General features: G+C 61.7%; 17 protein-coding genes. 12 read left to right on the top strand and 5 right to left on the bottom strand.

Annotated features, from left to right (window positions below; genetic code table 11):
* Positions 1-33 precede the first annotated feature (33 nt).
* The 12 genes from P3T20_RS04500 to P3T20_RS04445 all read left to right on the top strand — a co-directional run bounded on the left by P3T20_RS04500 (position 34) and on the right by P3T20_RS04445 (position 11,210).
* A complete protein-coding gene (locus P3T20_RS04500) occupies positions 34-741 on the top strand; it encodes an NADH-quinone oxidoreductase subunit J (protein ID WP_429286215.1) in 708 nt (235 codons plus the stop codon).
* A gap of 20 nt (positions 742-761) precedes the next feature.
* Entirely contained in the window at positions 762-1,067 is a 306-nt protein-coding gene (gene nuoK, locus P3T20_RS04495; RefSeq protein WP_013339863.1) for an NADH-quinone oxidoreductase subunit NuoK, read from the top strand.
* 18 nt (positions 1,068-1,085) lie between these two features.
* Positions 1,086-3,173, top strand: a complete 2,088-nt coding sequence (nuoL, locus tag P3T20_RS04490; RefSeq protein WP_429286214.1) for an NADH-quinone oxidoreductase subunit L — start codon at positions 1,086-1,088, stop codon at positions 3,171-3,173.
* Between the two features lie 24 nt (positions 3,174-3,197).
* Positions 3,198-4,688, top strand: coding sequence for an NADH-quinone oxidoreductase subunit M (locus tag P3T20_RS04485; RefSeq protein WP_429286213.1), 1,491 nt, complete (start codon positions 3,198-3,200; stop codon positions 4,686-4,688).
* Positions 4,689-4,713: 25 nt separating this feature from the next.
* Positions 4,714-6,186, top strand: a complete 1,473-nt coding sequence (gene nuoN, locus P3T20_RS04480; RefSeq protein ID WP_074265301.1) for an NADH-quinone oxidoreductase subunit NuoN — start codon at positions 4,714-4,716, stop codon at positions 6,184-6,186.
* Positions 6,186-6,482 carry a DUF2818 family protein gene (locus tag P3T20_RS04475; RefSeq protein ID WP_074265300.1) on the top strand — a complete coding sequence of 99 codons (297 nt, stop codon included), beginning with the start codon at positions 6,186-6,188 and terminating at the stop codon, positions 6,480-6,482. Before nuoN ends, P3T20_RS04475 begins: the two co-directional genes overlap by 1 nt.
* A gap of 41 nt (positions 6,483-6,523) precedes the next feature.
* Positions 6,524-7,114 (top strand): NUDIX domain-containing protein, encoded by a 591-nt coding sequence (locus tag P3T20_RS04470; protein ID WP_429286212.1) that lies wholly within the window; start codon positions 6,524-6,526, stop codon positions 7,112-7,114.
* Positions 7,115-7,442: 328 nt separating this feature from the next.
* Positions 7,443-7,871, top strand: coding sequence for a DUF1178 family protein (locus P3T20_RS04465; RefSeq protein WP_074265298.1), 429 nt, complete (start codon positions 7,443-7,445; stop codon positions 7,869-7,871).
* 49 nt (positions 7,872-7,920) lie between these two features.
* On the top strand, positions 7,921-9,117 hold the full coding sequence (locus P3T20_RS04460; protein ID WP_429286211.1) for an acyl-CoA dehydrogenase family protein: 1,197 nt from the start codon (positions 7,921-7,923) through the stop codon (positions 9,115-9,117).
* 10 nt (positions 9,118-9,127) lie between these two features.
* On the top strand, positions 9,128-10,255 hold the full coding sequence (locus P3T20_RS04455; RefSeq protein ID WP_429286210.1) for an acyl-CoA dehydrogenase family protein: 1,128 nt from the start codon (positions 9,128-9,130) through the stop codon (positions 10,253-10,255).
* A 35-nt stretch (positions 10,256-10,290) separates the two neighbouring features.
* Positions 10,291-10,749, top strand: coding sequence for a MaoC family dehydratase (locus P3T20_RS04450; RefSeq protein WP_429286209.1), 459 nt, complete (start codon positions 10,291-10,293; stop codon positions 10,747-10,749).
* Positions 10,746-11,210, top strand: a complete 465-nt coding sequence (locus tag P3T20_RS04445) for a MaoC family dehydratase (protein ID WP_429286208.1) — start codon at positions 10,746-10,748, stop codon at positions 11,208-11,210. The genes P3T20_RS04450 and P3T20_RS04445 overlap by 4 nt, the downstream gene beginning before the upstream one ends.
* A 159-nt stretch (positions 11,211-11,369) precedes the next feature.
* Here the strand turns inward: P3T20_RS04445 and P3T20_RS04440 are convergent, their stop codons facing one another.
* From P3T20_RS04440 to P3T20_RS04420, 5 genes are read right to left on the bottom strand one after another with little or no spacing between them, the layout of a single operon-like run.
* Entirely contained in the window at positions 11,370-12,629 is a 1,260-nt protein-coding gene (locus P3T20_RS04440) for an acyl-CoA dehydrogenase family protein (RefSeq protein WP_074265293.1), read from the bottom strand.
* Between the two features lie 30 nt (positions 12,630-12,659).
* Positions 12,660-13,766 (bottom strand): phosphotransferase, encoded by a 1,107-nt coding sequence (locus P3T20_RS04435; protein WP_429286207.1) that lies wholly within the window; start codon positions 13,764-13,766, stop codon positions 12,660-12,662.
* Between the two features lie 23 nt (positions 13,767-13,789).
* Positions 13,790-14,509, bottom strand: a complete 720-nt coding sequence (locus tag P3T20_RS04430; RefSeq protein ID WP_074265291.1) for a histidine phosphatase family protein — start codon at positions 14,507-14,509, stop codon at positions 13,790-13,792.
* Positions 14,510-14,553: 44 nt separating this feature from the next.
* Positions 14,554-15,342 (bottom strand): oxepin-CoA hydrolase, alternative type, encoded by a 789-nt coding sequence (locus tag P3T20_RS04425; RefSeq protein ID WP_429286206.1) that lies wholly within the window; start codon positions 15,340-15,342, stop codon positions 14,554-14,556.
* Positions 15,339-16,916, bottom strand: a complete 1,578-nt coding sequence (locus tag P3T20_RS04420; RefSeq protein ID WP_429286205.1) for a 3-hydroxyacyl-CoA dehydrogenase — start codon at positions 16,914-16,916, stop codon at positions 15,339-15,341. Before P3T20_RS04420 ends, P3T20_RS04425 begins: the two co-directional genes overlap by 4 nt.
* Between the last annotated feature and the right edge of the window lie 121 nt (positions 16,917-17,037).

Genomic DNA, 17,037 nt, shown 5'->3' with positions numbered 1-17,037 from the left:
GCCTGACGATGGCCTAACGATGAACCGGTAATCATGGAATTCACGACCGTACTGTTCTACATCTTCGCTCTGCTCCTGGTGGTGTCCGGGCTGAAGGTGATCACCTCGCGCAACCCGGTGGCGTCCGCGCTGTTCCTGGTGCTCGCGTTCTTCAACGCGGCGGCCATCTGGATGCTTCTGCAGGCAGAGTTTCTCGCGATCCTGCTGGTGCTCGTGTATGTCGGCGCGGTGATGGTGCTGTTCCTGTTCGTGGTGATGATGCTGGACATCAACCTCGACGTGCTGCGCCGCGACTTCAAACGCTTCGTGCCGGTGGCGACTGTCGTGGGGGCGATCATCGTGATCGAAACCGCGCTGATCCTGTGGCACGGCTTTGGCGCCACGGTCACGCCGCTGCGCGATACGACGGTCGCGGCTGGCAGCGCAATGGCTGACTGGTCGAATACGCGCCTGATCGGTAAAGTCATCTACACCGACTACATCTTCGCGTTCGAAGTCGCCGGTCTGGTACTGCTGGTGGCGATTATCGCCGCGATCGCACTGACCACGCGTCACGCGAAGGACAGCAAGCGCCAGCGCGTGAGCGATCAGGTCAAGGTGCGGGCGCAAGACCGCGTGCGGGTGGTGAAGATGCCGTCGGAAAAGACCGCAGCCACTATCGCAGCAGAAGACGCGGCAGCCGCTGCGGCCGCCGCAGCCACGGCTGCTGCAACGGCCACGGCCGCAGCCAAGAATAGCTGAGAGGAGACAGGAGAAAAATTATGCTGACCCTTGCTCATTACCTGGTGCTCGGCGCGATCCTGTTTGCGATCAGCGTCGTAGGCATCTTCCTGAACCGCCGCAACGTCATCATTATCCTGATGGCGATCGAGCTGATGCTGCTGGCGGTGAACACCAATTTCGTCGCGTTTTCGCATTACCTCGGCGACGTCCATGGCCAGATCTTCGTCTTCTTCGTGCTGACGGTTGCAGCGGCTGAAGCGGCGATCGGGCTGGCGATTCTGGTGACCCTGTTCCGTAGTCTCGACACGATCAATGTCGAGGATCTCGATCAGCTCAAAGGTTAATCTCGAGGCAAGACTGTTATGTCAACCACACTCAACGAAAACCTGTTGCTGGCGGTACCGCTTGCACCGCTGGCCGGCTCTCTGATTGCCGGGCTGTTCGGCAAGGCGGTGGGGCGCGCAGGGGCCCACACGGTCACGATCCTCGGTGTTGCGATCGCCTTCGTGCTTTCGGCCATCGTCTTCTTCGACGTAATGAACGGCGCGAGCTTCAACGCGACGATCTACGAGTGGATGTCGGTCGGCAAGCTGAAGTTCGAAGTCGGTTTCCTCGTCGATTCGCTCACGGCGATGATGATGTGTGTCGTGACCTTCGTGTCGCTGATGGTGCACATCTACACGATCGGCTACATGGCCGACGACGACGGCTACCAGCGCTTCTTCTCGTACATCGCGCTGTTCACGTTCTCGATGCTGATGCTCGTGATGAGCAACAACCTGCTGCAGCTGTTCTTCGGCTGGGAAGCGGTGGGTCTGGTGTCGTACCTGCTGATCGGCTTCTACTACACGCGTGAAAGCGCGATCTACGCGAACATGAAAGCGTTTATCGTGAACCGCGTGGGCGACTTCGGTTTTCTGTTGGGCATTGGCCTGCTGCTGGCGTTTGGCGGCTCGCTGAACTACGGCGACATCTTCGCGAAGAGCCATGAGCTCGCGTCGCTGACGTTCCCGGGCACCAGCTGGGGCCTGTTGACGGTTGCCTGTATTTGCCTCTTCATCGGCGCAATGGGTAAGTCGGCACAGTTCCCGCTGCACGTCTGGCTGCCGGATTCGATGGAAGGCCCGACGCCGATCTCCGCACTGATTCACGCGGCAACCATGGTGACGGCCGGTATCTTCATGGTCACGCGCATGTCGCCGCTGTTCGAACTGTCGGATACGGCGTTGTCGTTCGTGACGGTCATCGGCGCGATTACTGCGCTGTTCATGGGCTTCCTCGGGATTGTCCAGAACGACATCAAGCGTGTGGTGGCTTACTCCACGCTGTCGCAGCTCGGTTACATGACGGTGGCGCTGGGTGTCTCGGCTTATCCGGTCGCCATGTTCCATCTGATGACGCACGCGTTCTTCAAGGCGCTGCTGTTCCTCGGCGCGGGTTCGGTGATCATCGGCATGCACCACGATCAGGACATGCGCAACATGGGCGGCCTGCGCAAGTACATGCCGATCACGTGGATCACGTCGCTGATCGGTTCGCTGGCGCTGATCGGCACGCCGTTCTTCTCGGGCTTCTACTCGAAAGACTCGATCATCGACGCAGTGAAGCTGTCGCATCTGCCTGGTTCGGGTTTCGCGTACTTCGCGGTGGTGGCGAGCGTGTTCGTCACGGCGCTGTACTCGTTCCGTATGTACTTCCTGGTGTTCCACGGTGAAGAGCGCTTCCGCAAGCCGAAGCATCCGGATTCGCCGATGGGTATCGAAGCCGCCGCTCACGCTGCGCACGGTCATGACGACCATGGCCACGGCCACGATGCGCACGGGCACGGCCACGACGATCACGGCCACGCGCACGAGCCGCATGAAAGCCCGTGGGTGGTATGGGTGCCGCTGGTGCTGCTGGCCATTCCGTCGGTCATCATCGGTGCGATCGCGGTCGGCCCGCTCCTGTTCGGCGATTTCTTCGCGCACGGCGTGGTGTTCGACAAGGTCATCTACATCGGCGCGAACCATCCCGCGGTGTCCGAGATGGCGGAAGAGTTCCAGGGCTGGGTGCTGATGGGCCTGCACTCGGTGTCGGGGCTGCCGGTCTGGCTGGCGCTCGCGGGTGTGGTCGTGTCGTGGTTCCTGTACCTGAAGCGTCCGGATCTGCCGCCGGTTATCCGCCGCGCCTTTGGCCCGATCTATACGCTGCTTGATAACAAGTACTACCTCGACAAGATTAACGAAGTCGTGTTTGCACGCGGCGCCGTGGCGATCGGCCGGGGCCTTTGGAAAGAAGGCGACGTGGTGGTCATCGACGGTATCGTCAATGGCAGCGCGCGCTTTATCGGCTGGTTTGCCGGAGTGATCCGCTTCCTCCAGTCGGGCTACATCTACCATTACGCGTTTGCCATGATCATCGGCATGCTGGGGCTCCTGACCCTGTTTGTAACGCTTGGCGGCAAATAAGAGAAGGCGAGGGGACACCACACAATGCACACGTATCCGATTTTAAGTATCGCGATCTGGTTGCCGATCCTGTTCGGCCTCCTGGTCCTTGCTATCGGCTCTGACAAGAATCCTGGTCCGGCGCGCTGGCTCGCGCTGGTTGGTTCGGTTCTCAGCTTCATCGTCACGATTCCGCTGTTCACCAGCTTCGATTCGAGCACGGCGGATCTGCAGTTCGTTGAAAATGTGCATTGGATCGAGCGCTTCAACATTACCTATCACCTTGGGGTGGACGGCATCTCGATGTGGTTCGTGGTGTTGACCGCGTTGATCACAGTGATCGTCGTGATTGCCGGGTGGCAGGTCATTACGAAGAACGTGGGCCAGTATTTCGCCTCGTTCCTGATCTTGTCCGGCATCATGGTCGGCGTGTTCAGCGCAGCGGACGGGATGCTGTTTTACGTGTTCTTCGAAGCAACGCTGATCCCGATGTACATCATCATCGGCGTGTGGGGTGGACCGAACCGGGTGTATGCGGCGTTCAAGTTCTTCCTGTACACGCTGATGGGTTCGCTGCTGATGCTGGTCGCGCTGCTCTATCTGTACACGCAGACGGGCACCTTCGATCTGGCGACGTGGCAGACCACGAAGATCGCCATGACGCCGCAGATATTGCTGTTCATAGCGTTCTTCCTTGCCTTCGCAGTGAAGGTGCCGATGTGGCCGGTCCACACGTGGTTGCCTGACGCCCACGTGGAAGCGCCGACAGGCGGCTCGGTCGTGCTGGCGGCGATCATGCTGAAGCTGGGCGCGTACGGTTTCCTGCGCTTCTCGCTGCCGGTCACGCCGGACGCAAGCCACTTCCTGGCGCCAGTCGTCATCACGCTGTCGCTGATTGCGGTTATCTACATTGGTCTGGTTGCGATGGTGCAGGCGGACATGAAGAAGCTGGTTGCGTATTCGTCGATTGCGCACATGGGCTTCGTTACGCTCGGCTTTTTCATCTTCAATCAGCTCGGTGCGGAAGGCGCGATCGTGCAGATGATCTCGCACGGTTTCGTCTCGGGCGCGATGTTCCTGTGTATCGGTGTGCTGTATGACCGCTTGCACTCGCGCCAGATTGCCGATTACGGCGGTGTCGTCAACGTGATGCCGAAGTTCGCGGCGCTGGTGATGCTGTTTTCGATGGCCAATTGCGGCCTGCCGGGCACTTCCGGGTTCGTCGGCGAGTTTATGGTGATTCTGGCTGCGGTCCAGTACAACTTCTGGATTGCAGGCGGCGCCGCAGTCACGCTGATTCTCGGCGCGGCCTACACGCTTTGGATGTACAAGCGCGTGTATTTTGGCGCGGTGGCCAACGACCACGTGAAGAAGCTGCTCGATATCAACAATCGCGAGTTTTTCATGCTGATCGTGCTGGCCGTATTGACGCTGTTCATGGGCCTGTATCCGAAGCCCTTTACCGATGTGATGCACGTATCCGTGGAAAACCTCCTCTCCCACGTTGCGCAGTCGAAACTGCCGTTGCCACAGTAACGCAGAGCGGAGGAATTTAAACACCATGCAAAACGCACCTATGACTGCCCTGTTGCCCGACGGCCTGTTGATGCTCGCCGTAGTTCTCGCGTGGCTCAACGACACGTTCTTCGGCCAGGCGGCGCGACGGACCACATACTTCATCGCCCTGTTCTCGACGTTGATAGCGGGCATCTGGTTCGGCGTGAACGCTTTCGACCCGCACGTGTATTACTTCTTCGGGCACATGTACGTGGTCGACGCCTTCGGCAGCGTGATGAAGGCGGTGGTGTCGCTCGGTTACACGGTGTCGATCATCTACTCGCGCAGGTATCTTGAAGACCGCGAACTGTACCGCGGCGACTTCTTCCTGCTGGGCATGTTCTCGCTGCTCGGCCAGCTGGTAATGATCTCGGGCAATAACTTCCTGACGCTGTACCTCGGTCTGGAACTGATGTCGCTGTCGCTGTATGCGGTGATCGCGCTGCGCCGCGATGCTGCGCAGTCGAACGAAGCGGCGATGAAGTACTACGTGCTGGGTGCACTGGCATCCGGTTTCCTGCTGTATGGCATCTCGATGCTGTATGGCGCAACCGGTTCGCTGGACATCAACGAAGTGTTCAAGGCCGTGGCTTCGGGCCGTATCAACGACGTGGTGCTGCTGTTCGGCGTGATCTTCGTGGTGGCCGGCGTGGCGTTCAAGATGGGCGCGGTGCCGTTCCACATGTGGGTGCCTGACGTGTATCAGGGCGCACCGACCGCCATGACGCTGCTGACGGGCGGAGGCCCGAAGGTGGCCGCCTTCGCGTGGGGCCTGCGCTTCCTCGTGATGGGTCTGCTGCCGCTGGCGGTCGACTGGCAGGAAATGCTGGTGATCCTCGCGGCGCTGTCGCTGATCGTGGGGAATATCACCGGTATCGTTCAGCGCAACATCAAGCGGATGCTCGCCTACTCGGCCATCTCGAACATGGGCTTCGTGCTGCTGGGCCTGCTGGCTGGTGTGGTGGACGGCAAGACGAGCGGGGCGGCAAGCGCATACGGCTCGGCGATGTTCTATAGCATTGTCTACCTGGTGACGACGCTCGGCACATTCGGCATCGTCATGCTGCTGGCGCGCCGCGACTTCGAAGCCGAGACGCTCGACGACTTCAAGGGTCTCAATCAGCGCAGTCCGGTGTTCGCGTTCGTGATGATGATCATGATGTTCTCGCTCGCGGGTGTTCCGCCGGCAGTCGGCTTCTACGCAAAGCTTGCCGTGCTGCAAGCGACGATGAACGCCGGTCTGACGTGGCTCGCCGTGCTGGCCGTGATCACCTCGCTGTTTGGCGCGTTCTACTACCTGCGTATCGTCAAGCTGATGTACTTCGACGATCCGCTCGACACCACGCCGATCCAGGCCGATACCTGCAACCGCGCGTTGCTGGCGCTTAACGGTTTGGCTGTGCTCGTGCTCGGCATCGTGCCGGATCCGCTGCTGAAGGTTTGCCTGCAAGCGATCACCCATACCCTGACGTTCTGATGTCGGCTGCTGGCTGGTTCATTGTGTTGTTGGCGCTCGCGGGCGCCAACCTGCCGTTCGTGAATCAACGCCTCTTCGCCTTCGTGCCGCTCAAGGCGGCAAGGAAGAGCGCCTGGCTGCGGATCGGCGAGCTGATCGTGCTTTATTTTGTCGTGGGCGCGTTCGGCTTTATGCTCGAAGCGCGGGCGGGTAACCGCTTCGAGCAGGGCTGGCAGTTCTACGCGATCACCTTCAGTCTGTTTCTGGTGTTTGCGTTTCCCGGCTTCACCTTCCAGTATCTCGTCAAACGGCGCTGACGGTATGAGCCGTCGCGCACCACGCTGTCCTGAGGTCGCACATGGCTGAACTTCCCGATCACGACGCTACGCTTACCGAGACCTGTCTTGAGAGCAAGACTCTCCATCAAGGTCCGTTCCTGACCCTCAAGTGCGACACTGTCCGTCTGCCCGACGGCAAGAGCGCGACTCGCGAGTACGTCAAACATCCGGGCGCCGTGATGGTGATCCCGCTGTTCGACGACGGCCGCGTGCTGATGGAATGCCAGTATCGCTATCCGATCGGCAAGGTGATGCACGAGTATCCGGCTGGCAAACTGGATCCGAGCGAAGGCTCGCTCGCTTGCGCGAAGCGTGAGCTGCAGGAAGAGACTGGCTACACGGCGCGCGAATACGTCTACCTGGCGCGCATCCATCCGATCATTTCGTACTCGACCGAATTTATCGATATCTTCCTCGCACGCGGCCTGACTTCCGGCGATCGCAAACTCGACGAGGGAGAGTTCCTCGAACTCTTCACGGCGACGGTGCCTGAGGTGTTGGAGTGGGTGCGGACCGGCAAGATCACCGACGTCAAGACGATTATCGGCACGTTCTGGCTGGAGAAGGTGTTGTCGGGCACGTGGGTTTCGCCGGAGCCTGAACCTGAATGACCGGCGATTACATGGGTTGACCGCGTGCGGCCGCTTCGAGCGGCGCGGCGCGAGGCGAGCACCCACGAGTCACGAGATCAAATAAACGGCAGCCCACAAGGCTGCCGTTGTTGTTGGTAGCCCCGTTAGCAGACCCGCTGGCAGCCCCGTTTTATGGCGTGTCGGCGGGCATTGGCGCAAAGCGTTAGAATCGCGCACGCACACTCGATTGCTCCCGGGCACGGAAATGTGTCAAAGCCGAGTGCCGAAGTCGCCCAAGCAAAATTTACGAACGACCGTTCACAAATTTCTATTTTGCGCTAAACTCATACGCAAGCCCTGATTCCACATGAAGGTCCTCGATCTACAGTGCCCGCATGGCCATCGGTTTGAAGGCTGGTTTGCCTCCGCCGAAGACTTTGAGTCGCAGTTGTCCCGCAAGCTTGTCGAATGTCCTATTTGCGGCGCGACCGAAGTGAGCCGTTTGCCGTCGGCGCCCCGGCTGAATCTGTCGGGTGCGAGCGCGGCGGCGCAAGCCCCTGCGGGCACGGAAGAGCAGCAGGCGCGTGTAATGCGCGCGCTGCGCGAGGTACTGGAAAAGACTGAGAACGTGGGTGACCGCTTCGCCGAGGAAGCACGGCGCATTCACTACAACGAAGCGCCTGCACGCAGCATTCGCGGTGTTACGACACCGGAAGATGCAAAAGCCCTGGTTGAAGAAGGCATTGAAGTGATGTCGCTGCCGATCCCGGCCGCTCTGAAGGAACCGTTGCAATAGCGCAGCGGCTCCCTGGCGGTGGGACAGCCGCGGCCAGGAGACACTGCGCATGAATCTGGATTATTCCCCCGCTGACGACGCGTTCCGCGCCGACATCCGCGCCTGGCTCGAAGCGAATTTGCCTCACGAGCTAAGCGACAAAGTACTCAATCACAAGCGTCTGAATCGCGAAGACTTCGCGAACTGGCACAAGCTGCTCGGCACGCGCGGCTGGTCGGTGATCGCCTGGCCGACCGAATACGGCGGCCCGGGGTGGAATGCTACACAACGGCACATCTGGGACGAAGAGTGCGCCCGTATCGGCGCGCCCTCGGTGTTGCCGTTCGGTGTGTCGATGGTCGCGCCCGTTTTGATGAAATACGGCAGCGAGGCGCAAAAGCGTCACTACTTGCCACGGATTCTGGACGGCTCGGACTGGTGGTGCCAAGGCTACTCGGAACCCGGTTCGGGCTCGGACCTCGCTTCGCTGCGCACGCGCGCCGAGCGGGTTGGCGATCACTACGTCGTGAACGGTCAGAAGACGTGGACCACGCTCGGCCAGCACGCCGACATGATGTTTTGCCTCGTGCGTACCGACAGCGGCGCGAAAAAGCAGGAGGGCATCTCGTTCCTGCTGATCGATATGAAGACGCCGGGCATCACGGTGCGCCCGATCATCACGCTCGACGAAGATCATGAAGTCAACGAAGTGTTCTTCGAAGACGTGAAGGTGCCGGTCGAGAATCTGGTCGGCGACGAAAATCGCGGTTGGACCTACGCTAAATATCTGCTGGGCCATGAGCGTACGGGGATTGCGCGCGTCGGTCAGTCGAAGCGCGAACTTGTGTTCCTGAAGCGCCTCGCGCTCGACCAGAAGAAGAACGGCAAGCCGCTTCTGCTCGACCCGGTGTTCGCCGCAAAAGTCGCGAGCCTGGAAATCGAATTGATGGCGCTTGAAGTCACGGTGCAACGCGTCGTTGCCAATGAAGCAGGCGGGCGCGGGCCGGGACCGGAAGCGTCGATGCTGAAGATCAAGGGCACTGAGGTCCAGCAGGGCCTCACCGAGCTGATGTTTGAAGCCATCGGCCCGCTGGCCGCGCCGTTCGACGTGTCGTTCCTCGAAGGCGAGCGCGCCCACAGCATTGCCGGCGACGATGACGCCGCGCCGCTGGCCGCGTACTACTTCAACTTCCGCAAGACGTCGATCTACGGCGGCTCGAACGAAATTCAAAAGAACATCATCGCGCAGATGATTCTCGGACTCTGAGGAGCGGCGCATGGACTTCAATTTTACCGACGAACAACAGCAATTCGCCGATGCACTGCGCCGTTACCTCGACAAGAACTACGGCTTCGAAGCGCGTCAGGCTATTGTTTATTCGGACGCGGGCGCATCGGATACGCATTGGGCGGCGTTCACGGAACTTGGCTTGACGGCATTGCCGGTGCCGGAAGAACAGGGCGGCTTCAATGGCAGTCCTGTCGATATGCTGGTCGTGATGCAGGAGCTGGGCCGCGCCCTGGTGGTCGAGCCGTATTGGGCGACGGCCGTGGGCATCGAGGCATTGCGCGTTGCAGGTTCGGCGCAGGGCGAAGATGCCTCGCTGCTCGAACGCGCGGCGCAAGGTGAGATCAAGCTCGCGGTCGCCTTTCACGAGCCGCATGCCCGCTACGATCTGTTCGCCGTCGATACCACGGCGACGCAGCAAGGCGAGCATTACGCGCTGAGTGGCAAGAAATCGGTCGTGCTGCATGGCGCTCAGGCGGATCACTGGATCGTGCCTGCACGCCTGAGCGGCGAGATCGCTCTGTTCGTGGTCGCACGCGAGGCAGCCGGTACTCAGGTCACGGATTACCGCACCATCGACGGGCAACGCGCTGCTTCGTTGTCGTTCGAAAGCACGGCCGCGCGTCGCCTCAGTGGTCAGCATGCCGGAGCCGCGGCGCTCGAGCAGATCGCCGACTACGGCACCGTGCTGTTGTGCGCGGAAGCGGTGGGCGCGCTCGATGCGCTAAACCGCGCCACGGTTGAATACACGAAAACGCGTCAGCAGTTCGGCCAGCCAATCGCACGTTTTCAGGCCTTGCAGCACCGCATGGTCGAGATGCTGATTCACGCGGAGCAGGCGCGCTCGGTGACCTATCTGGCGGCGGGACGTTACGCCAGCACCGATGCCGATGAACGGCGCCGCGCCGTCTCGGCAGCGAAGGTTCGGGTGGGGCAGGCGGCGCGTTTCGTCGGCCAGCAGGCGGTGCAGTTGCACGGCGGCATGGGTGTGACGAACGAAGTGGCGGCGGCCCATCTGTTCAAGCGCCTCGCGATTATCGAAACCACGCTGGGCGACGTCGACCATCATCTTGCGCGGTTCGCCGCGCTACCCGGTTTTGCCACCGCCGAAGTTTGAGGGGGTTGGCCGGTCCTAACGAGTGAGGTGTCACCATGGGATTGAGTTTCGAAGATATGGAAGTCGGTAACGTCATCGAATGCGGCGAACACACGTTCACGCGTGAGGAGATCGTGGAGTTTGCCGAAAAGTTCGATCCGCAGCCGTTTCACATCGACGACGATGCGGCTGCCGCGTCGCCCTTCGGCGGATTGATCGCAAGCGGCTGGCATACCTGCTCGGTGATGATGGGATTGCTGGTGCGCAACGCGTTTGCCGGGTCCACGTCGATGGGCTCGCCCGGCATCGATGAAATCCGTTGGCTCAAGCCGGTGCGCGTCGGCGACACGATCCGCATGACGAATCTGGTTCTGGACAAACGTGTTTCGTCGAGCAAGCCGGACCGCGGCCTCGTCTCCACCGAATGGCAGGGTATCAACCAGCACGGCGAGACGGTGATCACCGTTCGCTCGAAGGGGCTGTTCGGCTTGCGTCATCCGGGAGCGGCCGCATGAAGCGAGATTCGGTAGGACTCGACGCGCAGGCGCTGCGCTCGCTAGTGGGTGGCGAGCCGCTCGTCAGCGAATGGCTGACGGTCGATCAGGCAAGCGTGAACGGCTTTGCCACAGCCACGGGCGATCACCAATGGATTCACGTCGATCCTGAGCGGGCGCGGCGCGAATCTCCGTTCGGCGGGCCGATTGCGCATGGCTTTCTGACCTTGTCGCTGATCCCTGCTTTGCTTCAAAAGACCGTCGTGCTCAAGCAGCGCATGGGCGTCAACTATGGTCTTAACCGCGTGCGTTTCACTGCGCCGGTGCCTGTCGACTCGCAGGTGCGCGGGTGTTTTTCCGTAGCAAGCGTGGACGACGTGGATGACGCCGGAGTGCAGGTCGTGTGGAACGTGACACTGGAGCGCCAGGGCAATGAACGGCCGGTGTGCGTGGCGGAATTCATCACACGGCATTACTTCTAGCGCTGGCTGACGAGTGACGGCTTTTAGCGGCACGCAACGAGCCGTCGAGGTGTGATGTGTGCGTATGGCGGCGTCGTAGCGCCGCCTGCGCGTTACAGAAGACGAAAGGGCGTGAGCGGCTCTATGCCGCTCACGCCCTCTCCAAATCTCCGCATCAAATCACGAACGCGTGATCGGCATCTCCACGCGCGACGCAGCGTCGACATCCATATGACGTGCCAGTTCGAGCTTCGCGATGGCGTTGCGATGCACTTCATCTGGACCGTCGGCAAAGCGCAGCGTACGCGCTGAAGTGTAGGCATAGGCGAGCGGGAAGTCGTCGCTGAGTCCGCCCGCGCCGTGCGCCTGAATGGCCCAGTCGATCACCTGGCACGCCATATTCGGCGCCACGACCTTGATCATGGCGATCTCGCCACGCGCGCCCTTGTTGCCGACCGTGTCCATCATATATGCGGTCTTGAGCGTCAGCAGCCGCGCCTGTTCGATCATGCAGCGAGCCTCGGCGATGCGCTCCTGCGTGACGCCTTGCGCCGCGACCGGCTTGCCGAACGCGACGCGCTGCAGCGAGCGCTTCGCCATCAACTCGAGCGCGCGTTCCGCAAGGCCAATGAGCCGCATACAGTGGTGGATACGTCCCGGTCCGAGCCGCCCTTGCGCGATCTCGAAGCCGCGTCCTTCGCCGAGCAGCATGTTCGACGCCGGAACGCGCACGTTCTCAAGCGTGATCTCCATGTGGCCATGCGGCGCATCGTCATAGCCGAACACCGTCAACGGACGATGCACCGTGACGCCGGTTGCGTCGGCAGGAACGAGGATCATCGATTGTTGCTGATGGCGCGGCGCTTCGGGATCCGTCTTGCCCATCACGATATACACCTTGCAGCGCGGATCTCCCGCGCCCGACGACCACCATTTGTGACCGTTGATCACATAATCGTCGCCATCGCGCGTGATGCTCGTCTGGATATTGGTGGCATCGGACGATGCCACTTCTGGTTCCGTCATCAGGAACGCTGAGCGGATCTGACCTTGCAACAGCGGTTCGAGCCACTGGCGCTTGTTGTCCGGGCTGCCGTAGCGCTCGATGGTTTCCATGTTGCCAGTGTCGGGCGCGTTGCAATTGAACACCTCCGGCGCCCAGGGCACGCGACCCATAATCTCGCATAGCGGCGCGTATTCGAGGTTGGTCAGACCCGCGCCGCGTTCCGAGTTGGGCAGGAACAGATTCCACAAACCGGCGTCGCGTGCTTTTTGCTTCAGTTGTTCGATCAGTTCGGTCGGCAACCAGGCGTTGCCGTTGGCGCGGTTGCGTCCAATTTCCTCAGCAAAGGCCCGTTCGTTCGGGTAAATGTGTTCGTCGAAGAAGGCGAGCAGTTTCTCGCGCAGTGCCTGAACCTTCGGGGTGTAATCGAAATTCATGTAAGACCTCGCGGATGACGGGGGTTTCGGTTAGCGCACTTTCTGTGCGTAGCGCCAGGCGAGCTCCGCCATGGGCTTTGCGCGCCGGCCTGCGTCGAGCGCTTGCGCGCTCGCCGCGGTGCCGTCGACGACGCGTTTCATAATGCCTTGCAGGATCGCGGCAATCCGGAACATGTTGTAGGCCAGATAGAAACTCCAGTCGCCGTGAATCTCGAAGCCGGTACGCTCGCAATAGCGTTGCACGTACTGCGCTTCGTCGGGGATGCCAAGCGCGGCCCAGTCGAGCCCCGCGATGCCGCGGAACTGCGCTGGGTCGACGTGCCATGCCATGCAGTGATAGGCGAAATCGGCGAGCGGGTCGCCGAGCGTCGACAGTTCCCAGTCGAGCACGGCGAGCACACGCGGCTCGTGCGGATGGAAGATCAGATTGTCGAGCCGGTAGTCGCCATGCACGATCGAGACGCGCGCACCGGTCTCCTCCGGCATATGCTGCGGCAGCCATTCGATCAGGCGTGTCATGGCTTCGATCGGCTCGGTTTCGGAGGCGATGTATTGCTTGCTCCAGCGGCCGATCTGTCGTGCGAAGTAGTTGCCGGGCTTGCCGTAATCGGCGAGCCCGATTGCGGCGACATCGACGCTATGCAATGCCGAGATCACGCGGTTCATCTCGTCGTAGATGGCGCTGCGCTCAGCGGGTGTCATGCCTGGTAGCGACTGATCCCACAGCACGCGACCTTCGACGAACTCCATCACATAGAACGCTCGGCCGATCACGCTTTCGTCCTCGCACAGCGCGAGCATCTGCGCGACCGGCACGTCGGTGCCGGCGAGCGCATGCATGACGCGGTACTCGCGTTCCACCGCGTGCGCGGACGGCAGCAGTTTCGCCGAGGGCCCGGGTTTCGCGCGCATGACGTAGGTGCGCGACGGCGTGATCAGCTTGAAGGTGGGATTCGACTGGCCGCCGGCGAACTGTTCGACCGTCAACGGCGCGGCGAAGCCGTCGACATGCTGCGCGAGCCATGCAGCGAGCGCGTCGTTGTCGAAGCGTTGCCGCTCGTTGACTGGACGCGTTCCCTCGAATGCTGAGTAATCGGACTTGTGTTCAGGTTCGCCCGTCTTCGTGGCTTCGCCCATTGTCTCCTCCAGTAGAGTGTTCGCTACGCTTCGCGCCTGTATTGGATGAACTGGGCGTAGAGCATTTCCATGGTCGTATTCCGCACGTCGCGATGCAGCGGCGATGGCGGCGAGTAGTTGAGCATGCGCACCACCCAGTCGCGCGGCGTGGCGCCGACGTCCAGTGCATTGATGCAGCCGGTGGCTTGCGACAGATGGCCGAAGAACGTGCGGCCGCCCGCGGTGATGGCGTGCGACAGGATGGCGCGATTGACGCCGCCGTGCAGGACCAGCAGCACGGTGTCCCACGAGGTGTCGTCGCGCAGTGCCGCAACTGCCGGCAGCACGCGGTCGAACAGTTCACCGATCGTCTCGCCACCCAGAAAACGCGTGCTCTCGGGGACAACGCCGTCGAACACGCCGAGGAATGCGGCTTCGATATCGGCCGCCGGAATGTTGCTCAGCCTGTCGCCGCGAATTTCCTGCAGTGCGGGCTCGATTTCGAGTTCGATGTGCTGATGAGTTTCGGCGAGCACGCGTTGAGCGGTTTCGATGGTGCGCGGCAAGCCGCTGACGATCACCCGGTCGAAGCGAATCTGTTGCGCGGCGAAGGCATGGCCAGCCGCGCTGGCCTGGTCGCGACCGCTCGCATTCAACGGCACCGTTTCAGGATCGATCGCGCGGCCGGTGGCGTCGAAGTACGTCACGTCGCCGTGACGCATCAGGTAAATGCGGCGCCGCTTCGGCAGTTGATAATCAGGCATGACGGGCTCGCTGGTTCACTGGCTTATCCGCGGGGTCAGGGGGCTCATTTGTACTTCGGGGCGCGCTTTTCGAGGAACGCGGTGATGCCTTCGAGCGCGTCGCCGTGGTGCAGCGAAGCGACGAAGTTGTCGCGTTCGGCTATCAGATGTTCGGCGAGGGGTTGCGCACCCGCGGCAGCGATCAGCGTCTTGATGCGCGCCGTGGCATTGGGCGAAACCTTGCCGAGATCCTCGGCCCAGGCGATGGCGGCATCGCGCACCGCGCCGGGCTTGGCGATCCGGTTGACCACGCCGAGTTCGTGCAGGCGTGCCGCGCCAATCGGCTTTCCTTCAAGCAGGACTTCGGTCGCGAGCTGGCGGGGCAGGGCCTGCGCGAGGAACCATGAACCGCCGCCATCCGGTGTAAGACCGACTCGCGCGTAGGACATCACGAATTTGGCATCGTCGGCGGCGACGAGCAGATCGCAGGCGAGCGCGAGCGAGAAGCCGGCGCCGGCTGCTGCACCCTCGACCGCTGCGATCACCGGCTTCGACGAAGCGCGCAGCGCGCCAATCCATTCGCCCAGCATGTCGATGCTTTGCGCCTGCGCAGAAGGGTCTTTCGAGCGATTTTCGAGCAGCCGGTTCAGATTGCCGCCGGCGCAAAAGAACTGATCGGCACCGGTCAGGACCACGGCGCGCACGGAGGGGTCACGCTCGGCGCTATCGAGCGCTTCGATGCCCGCGGCGTACATGTCGGGATGCAACGCGTTACGTGCTCCGGGGTTGGAGAGCGTCAGGACGAGCGTCGATTCGCTTTCGGCCGGTCGCGAGGTCAGCAGTTCGGCGCTCATGACTGGTTCTCCGCTTTGACAGGGTTGGCTGCATCAGATGCGTCGGCTGCATCGCCTTGCGTCAGCGAGAGGCCGAGTTGCGCACGCCGCGCGAGCCATGGCGACGGACGGTAGCGCGGATCACCCAGCGCGCTGAACATATTGCGCAGAATCGTGAGGATGGTTTTCGCGCCGAGTGCGTCGCCAAGCGCGAGCGGGCCACGCGGATAGCCCAGTCCGAGCGTCACGGCGAGGTCGATGTCTTCGGGCGTGGCGATCTGCTTTTGCGCAATCTCGCAGCCGATATTGACGATCGTCGCCACCACGCGTTGCGCGACGAAACCGGTCGAATCGCGAATCACGGTGACGGGGACACCGTCTGCAGCGAGCAATGCATGCGCTGTATCGCGCGCGGCGCGCGTTGTTGCCGGCGTGGTCATCAACGTGCGGCGTTGTGCGGCGACGAGCGGGAATAGCGCGTCTACGGCGACGACGCGGCTTGCGTCCAGACCTTCTTCGACTGCGGCCGTGGTCGCGTCGTAACCAAACGGCGTGACGACGATAAGCGAGTCTGCAGCAGGCGCGTCGCCTTCATCGAGCGTCACGCCGGCCTTCGCTACGAGTTCCAGCACCGCCTTACGTGCTTCGGGGTGACGCTTGCTGACCCACACGCGTTTAGGCAATTGCGTCGGCGCGGGCGTTTCGGCGGGCACCTGCTGCTTGCCGTCGTCGTAGCGATAAAAACCTTCGCCGGTCTTGCGGCCGATCAGGCCACCCGCGAGTCGAGTGCCGGTGATCGGAGATGGCGTGAAACGCGGCTCTTCATAGAACTGGTGATATATAGACTCCATCACCGGATGCGAGACGTCGAGCGCAGTCAGATCGAGCAGTTCGAACGGTCCGAGGCGGAAGCCCGCCTGCTCGCGCATGATGCGATCGATCTCGACGAAGCCCGCGACGCCTTCGCCCGCCACCCGCAGGCCTTCGGTATTCATCCCGCGGCCGGCGTGATTAACGATGAAGCCCGGCATATCCTTCGCGCGCACCGGCGTGTGGCCCATGCGGCGCGCGAGGCCCATCAGCGCATCGCCGGCTGCGGGATCGCTGCGCAGGCCGTCGATCACTTCGACGACTTTCATCAGCGGCACCGGGTTGAAGAAGTGATAGCCGACCACGCGCGACGGGTCGGTGCAGCCGGCGGCAATCGCGGTGATCGACAGTGACGACGTATTCGATGCCAGCACACAGCGGCCGCTGACGACGGTTTCGAGTTCGCGAAAGAGCGTGCGCTTGACGTCGAGTTTTTCGACGATCGCTTCGACCACCAGATCGCAATCCGCCAGATCGCCGATGGTTTGCGCACCGGAGACGTTGGCAAGAGCCGCTGCCGAGCGCGCTTCGTCGAGCTTGCCCTTAGCGGTGAGCTTGGCGAAGGTGTCGGCGAGATAATCGAGCGCCGCGCTCACGGCGGCCGGGTTGGTGTCGTACAGACGCACCTTCAGGTCTGCGAGGGCGGCGATCTGCGCGATGCCGCGCCCCATTGCGCCGGTTCCAACAATGCCGATAGTCTCGATGGCGTAATTGCGAGAGGTCATTGGGTTGCTCGACTCCATGGTTATTTTAGAATAGCACGCTCGTGCAATTTACTGGATGATTGATTCACAGGCCGCTAGCGCAATTCCATTGAGCGGCTTAGACCACCTGTCAGACGGAGAC

Source organism: Paraburkholderia sp. GAS206C, assembly GCF_050435645.1.
GTDB classification, from domain to species: Bacteria; Pseudomonadota; Gammaproteobacteria; order Burkholderiales; family Burkholderiaceae; genus Paraburkholderia; species Paraburkholderia phenazinium_B.
This window is presented reverse-complemented; position numbering and strand designations above follow the sequence as displayed.